Origin of the sequence: Streptomyces sp. NBC_00659, assembly GCF_036226925.1 — a bacterium.
GTDB lineage: Bacteria > Actinomycetota > Actinomycetes > Streptomycetales > Streptomycetaceae > Streptomyces.
Map to the genome: position 1 here is coordinate 4,783,854 of NZ_CP109031.1, position 16,845 is coordinate 4,800,698.

13 protein-coding genes and 2 pseudogenes are annotated in these 16,845 nt (G+C 71.1%); 4 read left to right on the forward strand and 11 right to left on the reverse strand.

Annotated elements, in window-relative coordinates:
- Positions 1 to 26 precede the first annotated feature (26 nt).
- From OG410_RS20725 to OG410_RS20765, 9 genes are all read right to left on the reverse strand, one after another.
- Positions 27 to 1,553: an MFS transporter gene (locus OG410_RS20725; RefSeq protein WP_329300549.1), complete on the reverse strand. Its 1,527-nt coding sequence runs from the start codon at positions 1,551 to 1,553 to the stop codon at positions 27 to 29.
- Between the two features lie 185 nt (positions 1,554 to 1,738).
- Positions 1,739 to 4,042 carry an ArnT family glycosyltransferase gene (locus OG410_RS20730; RefSeq protein ID WP_329300550.1) on the reverse strand — a complete coding sequence of 768 codons (2,304 nt, stop codon included), beginning with the start codon at positions 4,040 to 4,042 and terminating at the stop codon, positions 1,739 to 1,741.
- Positions 4,039 to 5,538 carry a glycosyltransferase gene (locus tag OG410_RS20735; RefSeq protein WP_329300551.1) on the reverse strand — a complete coding sequence of 500 codons (1,500 nt, stop codon included), beginning with the start codon at positions 5,536 to 5,538 and terminating at the stop codon, positions 4,039 to 4,041. The genes OG410_RS20730 and OG410_RS20735 overlap by 4 nt, the downstream gene beginning before the upstream one ends.
- Before the next feature lie 14 nt (positions 5,539 to 5,552).
- Positions 5,553 to 7,154 (reverse strand): sensor histidine kinase, encoded by a 1,602-nt coding sequence (locus OG410_RS20740; protein WP_329300552.1) that lies wholly within the window; start codon positions 7,152 to 7,154, stop codon positions 5,553 to 5,555.
- Positions 7,151 to 7,891 carry a response regulator transcription factor gene (locus OG410_RS20745; RefSeq protein WP_329300553.1) on the reverse strand — a complete coding sequence of 247 codons (741 nt, stop codon included), beginning with the start codon at positions 7,889 to 7,891 and terminating at the stop codon, positions 7,151 to 7,153. The genes OG410_RS20740 and OG410_RS20745 overlap by 4 nt, the downstream gene beginning before the upstream one ends.
- 176 nt (positions 7,892 to 8,067) lie before the next feature.
- Positions 8,068 to 8,991, reverse strand: a complete 924-nt coding sequence (locus OG410_RS20750; RefSeq protein ID WP_329304185.1) for an amidohydrolase family protein — start codon at positions 8,989 to 8,991, stop codon at positions 8,068 to 8,070.
- Positions 8,984 to 9,334 carry an antibiotic biosynthesis monooxygenase family protein gene (locus OG410_RS20755; protein ID WP_329300554.1) on the reverse strand — a complete coding sequence of 117 codons (351 nt, stop codon included), beginning with the start codon at positions 9,332 to 9,334 and terminating at the stop codon, positions 8,984 to 8,986. Before OG410_RS20755 ends, OG410_RS20750 begins: the two co-directional genes overlap by 8 nt.
- A gap of 263 nt (positions 9,335 to 9,597) precedes the next feature.
- Positions 9,598 to 10,488, reverse strand: coding sequence for a DUF2797 domain-containing protein (locus OG410_RS20760; protein WP_329300555.1), 891 nt, complete (start codon positions 10,486 to 10,488; stop codon positions 9,598 to 9,600).
- An 85-nt stretch (positions 10,489 to 10,573) separates the two neighbouring features.
- Positions 10,574 to 11,077: a hypothetical protein gene (locus tag OG410_RS20765; protein ID WP_329300556.1), complete on the reverse strand. Its 504-nt coding sequence runs from the start codon at positions 11,075 to 11,077 to the stop codon at positions 10,574 to 10,576.
- Between the two features lie 321 nt (positions 11,078 to 11,398).
- Here OG410_RS20765 and OG410_RS20770 point away from each other — a divergent pair, with 321 nt between their 5' ends.
- Positions 11,399 to 12,808: a helix-turn-helix domain-containing protein gene (locus OG410_RS20770; protein ID WP_329300557.1), complete on the forward strand. Its 1,410-nt coding sequence runs from the start codon at positions 11,399 to 11,401 to the stop codon at positions 12,806 to 12,808.
- Between the two features lie 331 nt (positions 12,809 to 13,139).
- The gene (locus OG410_RS42625; protein WP_443063773.1) at positions 13,140 to 13,469 is read left to right on the forward strand and encodes an SCO4225 family membrane protein; all 330 of its coding nucleotides are present in this window, start codon (positions 13,140 to 13,142) and stop codon (positions 13,467 to 13,469) included.
- Between the two features lie 297 nt (positions 13,470 to 13,766).
- Here the strand turns inward: OG410_RS42625 and OG410_RS20775 are convergent, their stop codons facing one another.
- The gene (locus OG410_RS20775; RefSeq protein ID WP_329300558.1) at positions 13,767 to 14,693 is read right to left on the reverse strand and encodes a hypothetical protein; all 927 of its coding nucleotides are present in this window, start codon (positions 14,691 to 14,693) and stop codon (positions 13,767 to 13,769) included.
- Positions 14,694 to 14,796: 103 nt separating this feature from the next.
- Positions 14,797 to 15,240, reverse strand: coding sequence for a hypothetical protein (locus tag OG410_RS20780; protein ID WP_329300559.1), 444 nt, complete (start codon positions 15,238 to 15,240; stop codon positions 14,797 to 14,799).
- A 127-nt stretch (positions 15,241 to 15,367) separates the two neighbouring features.
- On the opposite strand from OG410_RS20780, the pseudogene OG410_RS20785 reads away from it, so the two are divergent.
- Together OG410_RS20785 and OG410_RS20790 are read left to right on the forward strand one after the other, a co-directional pair.
- Positions 15,368 to 15,657 (forward strand): annotated as a pseudogene (locus OG410_RS20785) (replication initiator); the annotation flags it as partial.
- A gap of 60 nt (positions 15,658 to 15,717) precedes the next feature.
- Positions 15,718 to 16,796 (forward strand): annotated as a pseudogene (locus OG410_RS20790) (site-specific integrase); the annotation flags it as partial.
- Positions 16,797 to 16,845 lie beyond the last annotated feature (49 nt).

A 16,845-nucleotide genomic window follows, 5' to 3' on the forward strand; every position in this document is an offset into this window, starting at 1 on the left:
CACTCCGTCCGAAACCCGGCCGGACCTCACACGGTGACCGCGACCGCGGAGTCCGCCCTCTCCGCCCTCCTCAGCAACGCGGCCGCCAGGAGTCCGCCGAGCAGCACCGCGACGGCGCCCACGAGTTGGCTGGTCTCCAACCCCGACGAGAACGCGTCGACGATCCGCTCCCGCTCTCCGGCCGACCCGGCGGAGGCGAGCGCGGCGGGCAGCGAGCCCGCGGCCACCGGAATCAGCGCCGCGAACCGCGAGTTGAGGACGGCGCCGAGCACCGCGACCCCCAGACCGTTCCCGAACTCGGCGAGCGTGCCGTTGATCCCGGCGCCCACACCCGCCTTCTCCCGCGGTATCGCGCTCATGATCGCGTACGCCATGGCGGGGTTGGCCACGGCACAGCCGGCCCCGATGAGCAGCAGCCCGGCCAGCGTCCCGGCGTACCCGTGCCCGGCCAGGGTCGCGATGGACACCAGCCCCGCCGACATCACCGTCATCCCGAGGGCTATGGACATGGGCGCACCGAGCCGCGCGGTCCATCGGGCGGACAGTCCGGAGAAGTTCAGGGCGACGACCGCCAGCGCGAGCGGCGCCGTACGCAGGCCGGCCTCCAACGGCCCGTAGCCGAGCACGAATTGAAGGTGCTGGGTGAGCAGGAACAGCGCGCCGCCCATCCCGAAGGTGATGAGGACGGCCCCCGCCACGGCTCCGGTGAACCGCCGGTCGCGGAAGAAGTGCAGGTCGAGCATCGGGTACGGGATCCGGTTCTCCCAGTATCCGAAGACGCCGAGGGCGACGACGGCCACCGCGGCCGTGCCGAGGACGCGCGGGGACGCCCAGCCGTGCCCGGGCCCCGAGATGATCGCGAAGACCAGCGCGGTCATACCGACCGTCGACAGCAGCGCGCCCATCACGTCCGGGCGGTCCGCCCGGGGCGCGTCCGAGGGTGTCCCGGGAACGGCGGAGCGCGGTGCCGCCTTCGACTCGGGCACGAAGGCCACCACCGCGACCAGGCCGAGCGCCGCGACGGGCAGATTGACCAGGAAGATCGCGCCCCACCAGAAGTGGTTCAGCACGAAGCCACCGAGGAGGGGCCCGGCGGCGAACCCGAGGGCGTTGACCGCGCTCCAGATGCCGATCGCCTTCGGGTGCTCGTCCGGGGTGAAGATCTGCATCACGACGGCGAGCGTGGTGGTGAGCAGCAGCGCTCCGCCCACGCCCATGCCGGCCCGTGCCGCGATCAACTTCCCTGTGGAGTCGGCGAGTCCGGCCGCCAGCGATCCCGCCCCGAACAGGACGAGCCCCGCGAGCAGCATCTTCTTGCGGCCGTAGCGGTCGGCGGCGCTGCCCGCGGTGAGCAGCAGTCCGGACTGCGCCAGCGAGTAGGCGTTGATCATCCACTGGATGTCGGAGGTCGCCGCGCCCAGCTCGCGGGTCAGGGAGGGGATCGCGACATTCAGGACGGTGTTGTCGAGCAGCACGGTGAGTTGTGCCAGACAGATGACGCCGAGGATCAGCCAGCGTCTGGGGTGCCCTTGGGGGGCGGTCGAAACGGCCATGCCGTACACCGTAGAACAGTCCTTGTACACCGTACAACGCCGATTCCCCGCCACGGCGCGACACGAAACGACGGCACACGAGACGACGGCGCACGAGACGAAAGAGCGGTGGCCCGGAGCGCACTCGCTCCGGGCCACCGCTCCCCGCACACCGGACCCTGTACCGACCCGGCCGGATCCGCCGGTCAGCTCCCGCCGGTCGGCTGGGTCAGGTCGTAGAAGGTGGCCGAACCCACCGTCACCTTCTTGAAGTTGGCCGTGACCCACGAGCTGATCTGGGAGGAGGTGGAGGCGGTGCCGGAGTTTCCGCCCCCGCCCATACCGCCGCCCATGCCGCCGCCCGAGATGAAGTAGTGGATCTTGCCGTCCGTCACGTACTTCTTGAACTGGGCCAGCGTCGGGGACGGGTCGGTGCCGTTGAAGCCGCCGATGGCCATCACCGGCTTTCCGGTGCCCAGTTGGTAGCTCGCGGAGTTCTGGGAGCCGATCGCGGCGGCCGCCCAGGTGTAGTCCCCCGCGTTCTTCGACAGCAGCGCCTTGGCCGCGGAGCTGACGGACGCGCCGTTCAGCAGGCCCCCGGCACCGCCGCCGGGCATACCGCCCTCACCGGTACCGCCGCCGGGCATGCCGCCCTGCTGGTTCTGGCCGTTGCCGTTGCCCTGCTGGCCCTGACCATTGCCGTTGCCCTGCTGGTTCTGGCCGGGGAATCCACCGGTGCCGCCCGTGGGGGGCTGACCCGTGCCGCCGCCGGGCATGCCCTGCTGACCGTTCGGCATGCCGCCGTTGCCGTTCTGCTGGTTCTGGCCGCCGCCCGGGAACCCGCCCCGCATGCCACCGCCGCCACCGGGACCGCCGCCCATGCCCGCTCCGGCCGGACCGGCCGTCACGATGGAACCGGTGTGCCCGGTGTTCACCGTGGAGAGCGTGTACGCCGTCGGGCCCGCGACCGCCGCCACGAAGCCCAGCCCGGCGGCCGCGAGGGCGAGCTGCCTGCCCAGCCGGGCCGCGAAGATCAGCCCGAGCGCGCCGGTCAGACCGCCGACGAGGACCAGCCACTTGAGCCACGGCAGATAGTCGGAGGTGCGGTTGAGAAGGACGTAGCCCCAGGCAGCGGCCGCGGCGACCGAACCGGCGAGGGTGAGCGCCGCCCACACCTTGCCCCGCTCCTCCCACAGCGCCGTCGCGCCCATGCCGACCACGGCGGCGATGTAGGGGGCCAGCGCCACTGTGTAGTACTGGTGGAAGATGCCGGCCATGTAGCTGAAGACCAGCGCGGTCATCAGCAGCGCGCCGCCCCAGGCGAGGAAGGAGGCACGGGCCAGGTCGGTCCGCTTCGCCTTCCGGGTGAGGACGAGGCCGGCCACCAGGAGGATCAGGGCCGCCGGGAGCAGCCACGAGATCTGGCCGCCGATCTCGGAGTTGAACATCCGGTCCCAGCCGGTCTCGCCCCACTGCCCGGTGCCGCCACCGCCGCCACCGCCGCCGACACTGCCGGTCTCGTCGCCGTTGATACGGCCGAGGCCGTTGTAGCCGAAGGTCAGCTCCAGGAAGGAGTTGTTCTGCGAGCCGCCGATGTACGGGCGGGAGGACGCGGGCCACAGCTCGACGATCGCGACCCACCAGCCGCCGGCGACCACCATCGCGGCCGTCGAGAGGCCCAGCTGCGCGAACCGCTTCCGGACCGTGACCGGCGCGCAGACCGCGTACAGCACGGCCAGCGGCGGCAGGATCAGGAAGGCCTGGAGCGTCTTGGCGAGGAAGGCGAGGCCGACCGCGACGCCCGCCCAGACCAGCCACTTCGTCCGGCCGTCCTCCAGGCCTCGGATCACGCAGTAGACCGTGACGGTCATGAGCAGCGCGAGCATCGCGTCCGGGTTGTTGAACCGGAACATCAGCGCGGCGACCGGGGTGAGTGCGAACACCGCGCCGGCGATCAGACCTGCCGCGGCGCTGAACCGGCGCCGTACGGCCGCGTACAGGACGCCGACCGTGGCCACGCCCATCAGGACCTCGGGAACGAGGATCGCCCAGGAGCCGAGACCGAAGATCCGTACCGACAGGGCCATCGGCCACAGCGAGGCCGGGGGCTTGTCGACGGTGATGGCGTTGGCCGAGTCGAGCGAGCCGAAGAACAGAGCCTTCCAGCTCTGGCTGCCGGCCTGCACGGCGGCGGAGTAGAAGGAGTTGGCGTACCCGGAGGCGCTCAGGTTGTACAGGTAGAGCACCGCGGTGGCGAGCAGCAGACCGAGGAAGGCGGGGCGCACCCAGCGCGGGTCCTCGGGACGGCCTCTCCAGACGCGACGGAGGAAAGGCTGCCGGGGCTCACCGGCTCCAGGAGCGCCCGCGGGCGGGACATGCTCCGGGGGCGGTGCCGAGGCGGGCGGCCCCCAGGCGTGACCGGAGGTACCGACACCGCCGCCGGTGTTCGTCTCGGTGCTCGTACCGGCACTGGTAGCGGTACCGGCGCTCATGTCGGGCTGTGTCGTCATCGCGCTTTCCTCGGGTCGTGATCGTGCGGGCGCACGGCCTGCAACTGCATGGTCGAATCCCGCCAGGAGCGGTCCGCGGCCTCGTCGGCGCGGTACGGGGCGGTGTCGTACGGGGCGGTGTCGTACGGGGACGGGGGAGCCGTCGGACGCTGGGGCAGCGGCGGATACGCGTTCCCGCCCTGACGTGCGGCCGTCGGGTGGAGCGGCGGGACCGGCTGGTGCGAGGCCACCACCGGGGACGGTGACGGTGTCCCGCCCCGCCGGTCGGGGAAGACCCAGGCGCGGAAGAGCAGGAAGCGCAGGACGGTCGCCGCGAGGTTGGCGGCGATGAGCACCGCCAGTTCGGTGGAGTGCGCGGGGTCGCTCGTCGCGGCCGCGAGGGCGGCGAGGGAGCCGCTGGTCAGGGCGAGCCCGATACCGAAGACGACCAGGCCCTGCGCCTGGTGCCGGACGGCGCCGCCCCGGCCCCGTACGCCGAAGGTGAGCCGCCGGTTCGCCGCCGTGTTGGCGACCGCCGACACGAGCAGCGCGAGCGCGTTGGCGACCTGCGCCCCGGAGAAGGAGCGGAAGACGCTGTAGAGCAGCAGGTAGAAGAGGGTGGACAGGCCGCCCACGACGCAGAAGCCGACGAGCTGGCGGGCCAGTCCCTTGGGTACGTCGGTCAGTTCGCGGTCGCGCGGGTCGTCCCCGAAGGGCCGGGCGAGCCGGTCGAGCGAGAGCGAGCCGGTGGCGAGAGCGCGTCCCACCCGCCACACGCCCTTCAGGTCGTCCGTCGCGGTCTTCACGATGTGGACGGTCGAGTCCGGGTCGTCGACCCAGTCGACCGGGACCTCGTGGATGCGCAGCCCGGCCCGCTCGGCCAGCACCAGCATCTCGGTGTCGAAGAACCAGCCGGTGTCCTCGACGAGCGGCAGCAGCACCTGGGCGACATCACGGCGGATCGCCTTGAAGCCGCACTGCGCGTCCGAGAAGCGGGCCTGGAGCGAGCCGCGCAGGATCAGGTTGTAGGCGCGGCTGATGAACTCCCGCTTGGCGCCCCGCACCACACGTGAGGAGCGGGACAGCCGCGAGCCGATCGCGAGGTCCGAGTGGCCGGAGATGAGCGGGGCCACCAGCGGCAGGAGCGCGTTCAGATCGGTGGACAGGTCCACGTCCATGTACGCGAGGACCGGCGCGTCGGACGCCGACCAGACGGTCCGCAGCGCCCGGCCGCGGCCCTTCTGCTCCAGTCGGCAGGAGGTGACCTCCGGGAGCTGTGCCGCCAGCCGGGCCGCCACCAGCGGGGTGCTGTCCGTGGACGCGTTGTCCGCCACCGTGATGCGGAACGCGTACGGGAACGTGCGCTTGAGGTGGTCATGCAGTCTGATCACGCATGGCTGGAGGTCCTTCTCCTCGTTGTAGACGGGGATCACGACGTCCAGGACAGGCGTACCCGCGTCTGTGGCCGGGAGGTGCTCCCGCGCCGGCAGGTTGCCGGGAGAAGGTTCGGTTCGCATGGGAACGACCTTCGTCAAGCCCGCTGTTGCACCCATGTGCTGGCGCTGTGCTGTACCTGTGAGTGCTGTTGCCAGGACGTTTCGAGGGCGAGCGCGGGCAGGTGCAGCGTGAACACGGTCCTGCCGGGCACGCTGTCCACGGTCACGGCGCCCCCGTGCGCGGCCGCGACCGCCTGCACGATGGCGAGCCCCAGACCGGTCGATCCGGAGGCGCGCGAGCGCGACGAGTCGCCTCGCGCGAACCGCTCGAAGACGCGCGGCAGCAGATCGGGCGGAATGCCGGGGCCGTCGTCCTGGACGTCCACGCACAGCCACGGCCCGTGCCGGTGCACCCGCGCGGTGACGGTCGTCCCCGGTGGGGTGTGCGTGCGGGCGTTGGCGAAGAGATTGACCATGACCTGCTGGAGGCGCGCGGCGTCCGCCGACACCAGCGCGGGCTCCTCGGGCAGTTCGAGCCGCCAGTTGTGGCCGCGCCCGGCGGCCCGCGCGTCGCTCACGGCGTCGATCACCAGGGGTACGAGGTCGGTCTGCTCGTGCTGCAACGGCCGCCCGGCGTCGAGCCGCGCGAGCAGCAGCAGATCCTCCACGAGCAGCGTCATCCGGCCGGCCTCGGACTCGATCCGTCCGAGCGCGTGCCGGGTGTCGGGCCCGGTCTCCTCCCGGCCGCGTCTGGTCAGCTCGGCGTATCCGCGGATGGAGGCCAGCGGGGTGCGCAGCTCATGACTGGCGTCCGCGACGAACTGCCGTACGCGCATCTCGCTCTGCTGGCGCGCGTGCAGCGCGCCGTGGATGTGGTCGAGCATGCGGTTGAGCGCCGCCCCGACCTGCCCGACCTCGGTGTGCGGATCGGACTCGGACTCCGGCACCCGCTCGTAGAGCGTGACCTCGCCGGTGTGCAGGGGGAGTTCGGAAACACGAGTGGCGGTCGCGGCGACCCTGCGCAGGGGGCGCAGGGCGAGGGTCACGATGGCGGCGCCCGCGAGGGAGGCCGCCGCGAGACCCGCGCCGGTGACGCTGATCTCGACGTAGATCAGCGTGGTGAGGGTGTTGGTGACGTCGTCGGTCGGGAGCGCCACGTAGAAGGCGCCGTTCCTGCCTTCCTGGTACCGCACGCGGTACTCGCCCCGGCCGGGGATGTCCACGGTGTGCGGGCTCTTGTCCTTCGCGACCGAGGCGAGGGCGGCGAGCTGGCTCTTGCCGAGCTGGAGCGGGGTGGGCTGCTTGACCCCGTTGGAGTCCTTCTTGTCCACACTGACGATGCCCTCGGTGACCTGGCCGTTCTTCACGGTCGCGCCGATGGCGCCCATCTCCTGCCCCCGGAGGACGAACTCCAGGGGATCCTTGCCGAGGGCGTCGTCGCTCGGGGGACGCGCGGCCCCGCCGCCGGACGGACCGCCCACCGGGTCGCCCATCGGTCCCGCCGCGCGCATCGCCGCGTCGGCCACGCTGCTGTCCAGCTGGTCGTACAGGTGCGAGCGCAGCGCGATCGTGGTCACGGTGCCGATCACCGCGCACACGACGGCGATCAGCGTGACGGACCCGACGACGAGCCGCGTCCGCAGGGTGCGCGGCTGTCGTGCTCGCCTCTGCGCTCGCGTCCGTCGTCGTCCGCTCATGACGTGGCGGGCTTGATCAGATACCCGGCACCACGCCGGGTGTGGATCATCGGCTCGCGCCCGGCGTCGATCTTCCGCCGCAGATACGAGATGTAGAGCTCGACCACATTGGCCTGGCCACCGAAGTCGTACGACCACACACGGTCGAGGATCTGCGCCTTGCTCAGCACCCGGCGCGGGTTGCGCATCAGGAAGCGCAGCAACTCGAACTCGGTCGCGGTGAGGTGGATGTTGTCCCCGCCGCGCGACACCTCGTGGCTGTCCTCGTCCAGGGCGAGGTCCCCGACGACGAGTACGGATTCGGACCGCCGGTCGGCCGCGCCCGAACGCCGGATGAGACCGCGCAGCCGGGCCACGACCTCCTCCAGGCTGAACGGCTTGGTGACATAGTCGTCGCCGCCGGCGGTGAGCCCCGCGATGCGGTCCTCGACCGCGTCCTTCGCGGTCAGGAACAGCACCGGGACATCGGGCTGCTCCCGGCGGAGCCGGCCGAGCACCGCCAGGCCGTCCATGTCGGGCAGCATCATGTCGAGCACCACGGCGTCGGGCCGGAACTCGCGCGCGGTCTGCACCGCGCCCGTCCCGTCACCCGCGCTGCGGATCTGCCACCCTTCGTAGCGAAGGGCCATGGACAGCAGCTCGGTGATCGACAGCTCGTCGTCCACCACAAGCACTCGGACGGGGCTCCCGTCCGGCCTCAGCAGTTCGGTGCGCCCCTGGGGCGAGGTCGTGGTCATAGCGGACACCTTGGTGGGCCCCGCTGAGAGCACCCTTTCGGCAAGCTGTGATTTTCCTGAGAAACACACAGGTGCCTCTCAGGAAACTCCTGGGTAGGCCCTGCCGGGGGCAGCCGGTGGCCCTGCCGGGGTCAACCGGTAGATCCCGTCGGGGTCAGCCGGTAGGCCCCTCGGCGTCAGCGGAGGCCGAAGAGACGGGCGCCGTTCTCGTGGCAGACCGCTCGCAGCCAGTCGTCCCCCAGGCCGAGCCGTTCCAGCGCGTGCAGCTGATGGACGTACGGGTACGGGATGTTCGGGAAGTCCGTGCCGAGGAGCACCCGGTCCCCGAGGTCCGCGAGCCGGGGCAGGAGACCCGGCGGGAACGGCGCGAGCCGCTCGCTGAAGTCGGTGAACGCCATGGTCGTGTCGAGCCGTACCTCGTCGTGGCGCTCGGCGAGGCCGAGGAAGTCCTCGTACTCGGGCATCCCCATGTGCGCGAAGACGAATCGCAGCCGGGGGTGCCGGCGAAGGACCGCGGCCGCCGGCGCCGGGCCGGTGTGCTTGCCGGGGGAGGGCCCCGATCCGCAGTGGATCACCACGGGGATTCCCGCTTCGGCGAGCAACCCCCAGGCCGGGTCGAGGAGTTCGTCCGCCGGGTCGTACGCCCCCACCTGCACGTGCGCCTTGAAGACGCGCGTGCCCGCCTCCACCGCCTCGCGCACATACCGCTCGACGCCGGGTTCGGGGAAGAGCGTCGAGGTGTGCAGACAGTCCGGCGTCCGGCGGGCGAAGCCGACGGCCCAGGAGTTGAGCCACTCGGCCATGCCGGCCTTGTGCGGGTAGAGCATCGCCGTGAAGGCGCGTACCCCGAACTCCCGGATCAGCGCCAGCCGTTCGTCCTCGTCCGCGCGATAGGCGATCGGCCACTCGATACCGCCGGTGAGCTCGCCGAGTCCGTCGAAGTAGTCCCACACCTTGCGCAGCACCCGCTCGGGCATGAAGTGCGTGTGGACGTCGACGAGTCCGGGAAGCCCGAGCCCCTCCCAGAAGTCCCGCACTTCGCGTGCCTCGTCCGGCACGTCCTCGGTCTCCTCGCCGGGCGTGCTCTCCCGGTCAGTCATCGGCACGCTCGAATCCGTGGCTCCGTTCGACCTTGGCGATGTGCAGGGTGTAGCGCTCGTACCAGTCGGCCCGGCCGCGCCGCTGTGCCGCCCGGTGCTCGGCGTGCGCGCTCCACTCCTTGATGGCGTCCTCGTCCCGGAAGTACCCGACGGTGATGGCCAGTCCGCCCGGGGTGCGCGCGGAATCCATCCCCAGATAGCCCGGGATCTGCTGGACCAGCTCCTCCATGCGCTCGGCGGTCTCCCCGTACCCGGCGTCCTCCTCCTTCCGTACGGAGGTGAACACGGCGACGTAGTAGGGAGGCTCATGGGCTGCGACAGGAACGGGAGGGTGATCACTCATGTCCGACACTCTCCTTGCGGGCGTCCCCCGCCGTCCAGAACCTTTCCGAACGGGAGCCGAAAGGGATCGAAGTCTTGACCATTCCACCCGCCGGCCCGCCCTGACTCCGCCCGCTGGCCCGCCCCGTCATCCGTCTCCGCCCGTCGGCCCGCCCCGTCATCACCGAAGCGCCGCACACCCCTCTTCTCCCCCTTCTCCCCCTTCTCCACCTCACCTCTCCCCCTGCCTCTGTCCCCTCCCCCTCTGCCCCTGCCCCTGTCCCCTCAGAAGAGGCCGTCCTGAACACCGGTGTCCGTCGCGGGCAGCTCCCGTACGGGAAAGGTGATTCCCGAGTCCTGGTCCACGTCCGTGCCGCCGACGCCGGTCAGGTCCCACCCCGTCATCAGCCTGGTGTCGAGGACGACGACTCCGCGCCCGGTGAGGAGATGGAGATCGGGACCCGCCACGGCGCACAGCTCTCCGCCGGCCGAGCCCCCCGCGGCCAGTTCGCGCACGACCCCCCGCGCGGGCGGAAGCCCGGCGAGTGCGAACAGGTCCGTGTGGTCCACGGGCTCGAAGGGGCCGCGCCGGAGCGACTCCGGCCAGCCGTCGAGATCCCCTGCACGTCCGTGCAGTTCCCGGATCTCGGCGACGCGCTCCCCGGCGCCCGGCAGAGCCGCCCGCACCACCCGCTTGTCGGCGTACGGAATCCGGTCCGGCACCCCGAGCGCGGCCCGCAGCAGTTCCTCGGCCCGGCGGGCGGCCATCAGCGGCCCTTGCCCCAGCCAGCTGAAGGTGACGGCGCCCTGCTCCAGAAGGCGGGCGGAACCCCGCTCGACCCGCGTGATCCCCACCTTGACCAGGCCGGGCCCGAACCACGCGAGATACACACGGTACGGCCGCGGGTCATCGGCCAGCGTGTCGGCGGCCACCGAGTGCGCCCGGTCCAGCCGCGCGCACTCCTCGCACCGCGCCCCCGTACCGCGCGGCGACACGGCGGCCCGCACGGGACACGCGTTCCCCCGCGCCCCCACGCAGGTCCGCACACCCCCGTCCACGACACCGAACGCGATCCGCCGCCCTGGGACCAACGGGCTCGTCCGCCCCCCGCCCCACACCAGCACGGGCCCGTCCCCCGACCACCGCAACCCCGAACACGTCCACACCCGCCGCACACAACGACAGTAGAGCCCCCCACTGACAAGCACCCTGACCGTGGGGGATCACTCACGGGACGCGCGGTCCTGCGGCAGCCGTCCGCTACTTGACCGGGCTGATGCTGACGATGCGGTGGTTGGGGGTCATCACGACCGAGAGCTTGACGGTGCCTCCCATGCCCCAGCTCAGGGTGACGAGGGCCTCGGTGGCGTCGCCCTTGCTCTTCTCGGCCACGGTCCACCGGGCGGGGATGCTCTGGGCGCGCAGGACGCCGTCCGCGTGGTTCGTGCGCTCCCAGGCCGCCAGCTTCTTGCTGAGCGCGGAGTCCAGGTAGTGGGCGCGCAGGTCGTTCATCAGCTTGGAATTGGGGTCGGAGCCGTTCTGGGCGTCGATGTAGGCGCCGTAGAAGTCGGCGATGCCGGTGAGCGCGTCGTCGGCCTTGCCGCTCACGGTCCGCTGCTTGGCGGCGGCCGCCAGCGGAGCGCGGTGCGGCGCGTCGGTCTGGGAGGCGTGCGCCGAGACGCCGAGCCCGAGGCCCAGGGCGAGGCCGGCGGTGACGGCCGCGATACGGCGGAAGCTGCGGCGTCCGGAAGTGTTCCCGTGCATGGTGTGTCCCTCGGTTCCGAGTCGGTGTACGTCGTCGCACGGGACCGCCGGACGCCCCGTCGAGGGTGCGTTCGGCCATGGGTGTCCCCGTGGACGAGTGGGTGGTCTGGATGCCGCTCCCCTGAACACGCCGGCCGGTGGGGCCGTACCGCTGGGGGCGACACCAAGAGCATCGGCGGCCCTGGGGGACCGCGGCAATCACAGCCGTCCGGTCCGCAACAGTGGAACCATCCCAGGGCAGTTGACGTGCAGAGATATGGACCCCTTGGGATGCCGTTCCGGGACGGGACGGACCGATACGAGCGGAGGTGGGCACGGGCCATGGCCGCGGCCGACGACGACGTGACGAGGTTCGCGGACCGGCTGGCACGCCTCAAGACCCGCACGGATCGCAGCTACGCGGCTCTCGCCCGGCGCCTGGGAATGAACGCCTCCACGCTGCACCGCTATTGCGCGGGCGAGGCGGTGCCCCTGGACTTCGCCGTGGTGGAGCGGTTCGCCGCGCTGTGCGGAGCCTCGTCCCAGGAGCGCGTGGAGCTGCACCGGCTGTGGATCCTGGCGGTCGCGCAGCGGCGCCGGCCCCGCCCGCGTGAGACGCCCGCGACCGAGCCGAGCGCCCTGGAAGGCGGCGCGGAGGGTGGATCGGAAGGCGGATCGGACAGCGGATCGGAAGGCGGCGCGCAAGACGGCTCCGACGGCGCCGCGGACGGGAACGGCGGAACTCCGGTACGGGGGAACACACCCGTGCCCCCCGTCCCCCGCGCGTCCCCCGCACCCCCCACCGGGCTTGATCCCCTCACGGCACCCACGCAGGATGCGCCGAGCGCCCCTGACGCACCGCCCGCGGCGGACGCCGTGCCCACACCGGAACCGGTCGCCGTGCCCGTGACCGCGGCCGAGCGGCCCTCCCGCGCCTGGTACCGGCGGCGTCCGGCCGTCGTGTTCCTCCTGACCGCCGCGGGGCTCTTGGCATTTGCGGCGTTGCCGGGCCTTCCGGGGTACCCGGAAGGCCCGGCCCAGGGTTCCCCGGGCAAAGCCTCACCGCGCAGCGGTACGGCGGCATCACCCACCGGCACTTCGGCACAGCCGTCCACCCCGGCCGTCCCCTTCACCTGGACCGTGAACTCCCATGTCTGGGACGGTGGCTGCGGCCACGACTACGTCATCGGCAAACCCCCGGGCCAGGTCCCCCCGCCGCCGTCCGCCGAGGACGCCGAGGTGTGGGCGAACGCCCAGGACGCGGTGCACGGCGGGGAGACGATCGTGCGGGTGTCGGTGCGGGGGCGCAGCTCGGCGGCCGTCGTCCTGGAGACCCTGCACGTCCGGGTCGTGCGCCGCGCCGCGCCCCCGGGTGACGGAGCCTTCGTCTACGACACGGCCCTGGGCTGCGGCGGGGGCGTCACGCCCCAGTCCTTCGCGGTGAGCCTCGACGCGCACACCCCCGTCCCCCGGGCCGTGTCCGGGAAAAGAGGGGACGAGACCCTGCCGGCCAGGCGCCTCCCGTACCGGGTCTCCGTGGAGGACCCGGAGGTGCTGCTGGTCAAGGCGCAAACCAAGCACTGCGCGTGCGACTGGTACCTCGACCTCGACTGGTCCTCGCAGGGCCGCACCGGCACCATCCGGATCGACGACCACGGCCGCCCCTTCCGCACCGCGGGAATCACCGGGCTCCCGCACTACTCGTACGCCGAATCGCCCCGGCACTGGGCCCAGGAGCCCACGCACGACTGATCCCGAGCCCGTTCCTTCTCCGGCCCGCCCCCGAACACCGACCGCCCCGGCCGCGCTACGGCCTTTCGAGGATGTTTGCCGGGCTGGGACGGTCACTGGAGTTGCTGTAGTTCGCTGCTGTACGGCCGTTCACGAGCTGGTGCGGATCGGGGCCGGGTTCAGTCGCTGATGTCAGTGGCCGTACGGGGTCTTGACGGGCCGACGCGATTGCCCGTCGCTCTGAGTGCCTACTGGAGCCGGAGCGCACCGAAGTAAGTACGGATACTCATGCTGGAGTCACGGTCCCGTCAGGAGCATGGAGAGCACCACATCACATCCCTGGGGGCCCTCGATGAACGCTCGTACCCTGGTACGTCTGACCTTCGCCAATGTTGCTTCTGCCGTCTATCTAGGGCTCGTCGGTGCGTCCGTCGTGTTCGAAGTGACTGCTGCGCTTGTTTCGGATCCCGGAATCGTCGGGATATGGCCCTTCCTTCTCGCCGCCCCCACCTCCTTTCTGGCAGCCGGGGTCGTCGGGGCGGTTTGGGGTATGGATGCGCCCGTCTGGTACCTGGTCAGTGGGGTCGTCATCAGTGCTTTGGTCCAGTCGTTCGCCCTGGGAGCGCTCCTGGAAGCTCTGCGAGGCCGGCGCCAAGGGCCTGCCCGCCCGAGCCTCGTCTGAATTGTTCCGTTCATTGCTGGTGCTCTGACCAGGAAGGTTCGCCCGGTTGGCCTTACCGCTAGCACCTACAGCACCACCACTTCAGGAGCGAGGTTGGCAGTCACGCGTCCGACCTGGGGGTTCCCTGTCTTGGACGGAGTCCGCCGGCCGTACCCTTGGCACCCCTGTTCCCCGTGATTCCCAGCCCGTTCTGGCACGAGAGTGGCACAGAGCCGTTCACCGGTGATGTCAGGCGCTGGTGTCAGATCTCGAACTCCGGCAGGGGCGCCGCCACCTGGACGGCGCCCCCGCCGAGTGTCAGCCGACGTGCAGGGTCAAGGCTGCGGTGTGGAGCTTGCCGCCGGTCTGGAACTGCAAGAACAGCCGCCAGTTGCCTGCGGTGGGCAGTTCGGCGTGGAAGGCCAGATCCGGGCCGCCGTTGTCGCCGGTGACCTTGGTGGTCGGGTGGAGGTGGGCGAACTCCTGGTTGCCCTCGTGGAAGGCGGTCAGGTGGGCGTAGGTGTCCAGGTAGGGCTGGAGGCCGGTGACCGGCTTGCCGTCCTTTGACACGGTGACGCTCAGGGGGTGGGCCATGCCGGCCATCGGCTCGCCCTTGACGGTGACGGTGTACCCGTCGACCTCAGCGGTGGTGGCCGGCGCGGGCAGTGGGGTCTTCGTGGAGTCTCCGGGGACGGTGACGGTACGACTGAGGACAAAGTCCCTGCCCTTCCCCGACCCGCTGTCGGGGGTGAAGCTGGCGAACGTGCGCCAGGAGCCGGGGGCCAGGGAGGCCATGCCGGCCGTCCAGGTGCCGTCCGCGGCCATCGTGGGGTGGATGTGCTGGAAGCCGGTCAGGTCGGAGCGGATGGCGTAGAAGTGCATCCGCTTGGTCTGGTCGAGGGCGAAGCTGGTGACCGGCTTGTCCCCCGTGCCGGTGACCGTGAACCGGTACGCGGCCTGCTTGCCGGAGGGCAGCGTCGCGTCCTTCGAGATGAGCTGGTAGCCGTCCTGAGTGTCGGACAGCCCGTTCCCGTCAGCCATGGGGTCCATGCCCGGCATGTCACCCATCGAGGGTGACGGGCTCTGCGACGACGACGCGGCGGGCTTGGTGCCGTGGTCCATTCCGGGCATGGACGAGGAGTCGCCCGAGGAGCCGCAGGCGGCCAGAGTCAGCGCGAGAGCGGCGGCCGTACCGGCCACAGCGACAGCGCGGCGGCGCACGGTGAAACGAGACGAAGCGAACATCGAATGGTGGTCTTTCCGGGTGGGCGCACCACACCGGTGGCGCGCGGAAACGAACAGGACACGGGGCCGAACCGGCCGTTACCGAAGTTCGGCGTCGCGTCTGTCACGTCCGCGCGATGCACACCTGGAGCAGGAGATCTCGTCCGCCGGACGGCGGCCCCCGCCACCCCATCCGGCCAACAGCCGCCCGAAGTCCCGCGGGCGTCCAGAAGGCCGGCACCGCGACAGCGGCCACAGCGAGCAGGCTCGGCGCCGGCAGCGGGATCCGCTTGGACGCCGGCGTCGACACGCACAGCACCCCGGACATCCCCGAAGCAACCACGTGGCGCACGCTCAGGCCTGGCCGATGCGCGTCCGGCGCATGGGCCATGGTCGCCGCGGCGATGTCATGGCCGCCAGGCATCGGCGAGGACATCGCCGGCATCGCCCCGTGGCAGCCACCGGCGGCGGTAGCCGGAGCGCCATGCATGAGGAACAGGCCGAACAGGACCGCGCACACCGCCAGCAGCCGGGTCACGCCCCGGTTGCCTGCCTGTCCGCTGCCCACAGCCGTTCCCCTTCCTTGCGCGCTGTCCGCGTACCGTCATGCTCGACAATACCCGGGCAGGGTATCTCGCGCCCGACTCCTTCGCCTCCAGGGTCCAGCCCGGGCTGTCGGCAAAGGCGCAATGCGTGCCGAACTCGACCGCCACCAGATCCCCGACCACACCCGCCGACTCATCGAGGCCCGCAAACGGCTCGACCCGCTCCACCCGACCGTCGTCTCTGGGCCTGGGCTCACATGCTCGGCTTCCGCGGCCACTTCAGCTCGAAGTCCCGCCGCTACTCCACCACCCGCGGCGAACTCCGCCAGGCCCGCGCCGACTTCCGCGCCGCACAGGAACGCGAAGCCCTCGGCCTCGAGGACCGCGAAACCGCCCGCGAAGCCCTACCCGACCAGTTCGCCCTGGAAGGAGCCGCAGCGCATCCTGCCTCGCTACGTGGACGAGTACGTCGAACGCCGCGTCCAGGAAGCCGAAGCGGGGTGGGCGGCATGAGCGGCAAGCGTGGCAACGGTGAGGGATCCATCCACCCGTACAAGAACGGCTACGCGGCCTACGTCTGGGTGACCAGCCGGACGGGAAGCGGGCCCGCAAGTACGCCTACGGCAAGTCATGCGAGGAAGTCCACGAGAAGTGGCTCCAGTTGCACGCCGACGTGAAGAAGGGGCCGGTGGCCGGCCGTCTGCCAGTGCTGCGTCCAGGGGAAGGACGCCAAGCGGGAGCCCAACCGCCGGAAGTGCTGCGCGGCCGGGGACTGCTGCGAGGCCTACCCGTCCCGACGGGTGATCCAGGGATCCCGCGACGCCCTGCGCGCCGCGCTCAGTCCTCCTCGGTCACCCGGTCACCCGGTTACCCGGTTACCGAGGAGGAGATCACCAAAAACGTCGCCTCCCTGGTGAAGGTGCCCAAACCTCGTCGTCGTCGGATCAAGCCGTGGTCCGTTGCCGAGGCGGGCCGGTTCCTCGCCGATGCGTCTGCCCGCGATGACCACCTCTTCGCGGCCTGGGTGCTCGTGCTGTCCCTCGGCCTACGCCGTGGTGAGGTGCTCGGCCCGACCTGGAAGTCCGTCGACTTCGAGAGGGCTGAGCCGTACGTGGATCACCAGATCCAGCGGGCCGGTCGGCAGATCCTGCACCGCGAGACGAGGACCGAGGACTCCGACGACTTCCTGCCGCTGCCCGTGCTCTGCCTCAAGGCGCTGCGGATGCGTCATGCCCAGCAGACCGGCGACCGGAAAGCTGCCGGGGAGCTCTGGGAGCTCTGGCAGGACAGCCACGGCCTGATCTTCACCACGAAGTACGGAACCCCGATCGAGCCGGGCAACCTGACCCGCATGTTCGCGCTGCGGGCTCGCCGCGCCGGCCTCCGGATGATCCCGCTGCGGAACACCCGGCACACGTGCAACTCGCTCCTGGTCGCGCTCAAGGTGCATCCGAAGGTGGCTCAGCGCATTCTGCGGCACTCACAGATCGCCACGACGATGGAGGTCTACGCCGAGGCGAGCGAGGAAGAAATGCGCTCGGCGATCGGCAAGCTGTCCGATGCCATGGGCGGTACGGGCCAGGACGGTTGCTGTACTTCGCTGCTGTACGGCGCGGAAACGCAAGAGG

What these genes read in the sequence shown, in the direction of transcription:
- OG410_RS20725 (WP_329300549.1), bottom strand. Translation starts at nt 1,553, where the DNA reads ATGGCCGTTTCGACCGCCCCCCAAGGGCACCCCAGACGCTGGCTGATC.
- OG410_RS20730 (WP_329300550.1), bottom strand. Translation starts at nt 4,042, where the DNA reads ATGACGACACAGCCCGACATGAGCGCCGGTACCGCTACCAGTGCCGGT.
- OG410_RS20735 (WP_329300551.1), bottom strand. Translation starts at nt 5,538, where the DNA reads ATGCGAACCGAACCTTCTCCCGGCAACCTGCCGGCGCGGGAGCACCTC.
- OG410_RS20740 (WP_329300552.1), bottom strand. Translation starts at nt 7,154, where the DNA reads ATGAGCGGACGACGACGGACGCGAGCGCAGAGGCGAGCACGACAGCCG.
- OG410_RS20745 (WP_329300553.1), bottom strand. Translation starts at nt 7,891, where the DNA reads ATGACCACGACCTCGCCCCAGGGGCGCACCGAACTGCTGAGGCCGGAC.
- OG410_RS20750 (WP_329304185.1), bottom strand. Translation starts at nt 8,991, where the DNA reads ATGACTGACCGGGAGAGCACGCCCGGCGAGGAGACCGAGGACGTGCCG.
- OG410_RS20755 (WP_329300554.1), bottom strand. Translation starts at nt 9,334, where the DNA reads ATGAGTGATCACCCTCCCGTTCCTGTCGCAGCCCATGAGCCTCCCTAC.
- OG410_RS20765 (WP_329300556.1), bottom strand. Translation starts at nt 11,077, where the DNA reads ATGCACGGGAACACTTCCGGACGCCGCAGCTTCCGCCGTATCGCGGCC.
- OG410_RS20770 (WP_329300557.1), top strand. Translation starts at nt 11,399, where the DNA reads ATGGCCGCGGCCGACGACGACGTGACGAGGTTCGCGGACCGGCTGGCA.
- OG410_RS42625 (WP_443063773.1), top strand. Translation starts at nt 13,140, where the DNA reads ATGAACGCTCGTACCCTGGTACGTCTGACCTTCGCCAATGTTGCTTCT.
- OG410_RS20775 (WP_329300558.1), bottom strand. Translation starts at nt 14,693, where the DNA reads ATGTTCGCTTCGTCTCGTTTCACCGTGCGCCGCCGCGCTGTCGCTGTG.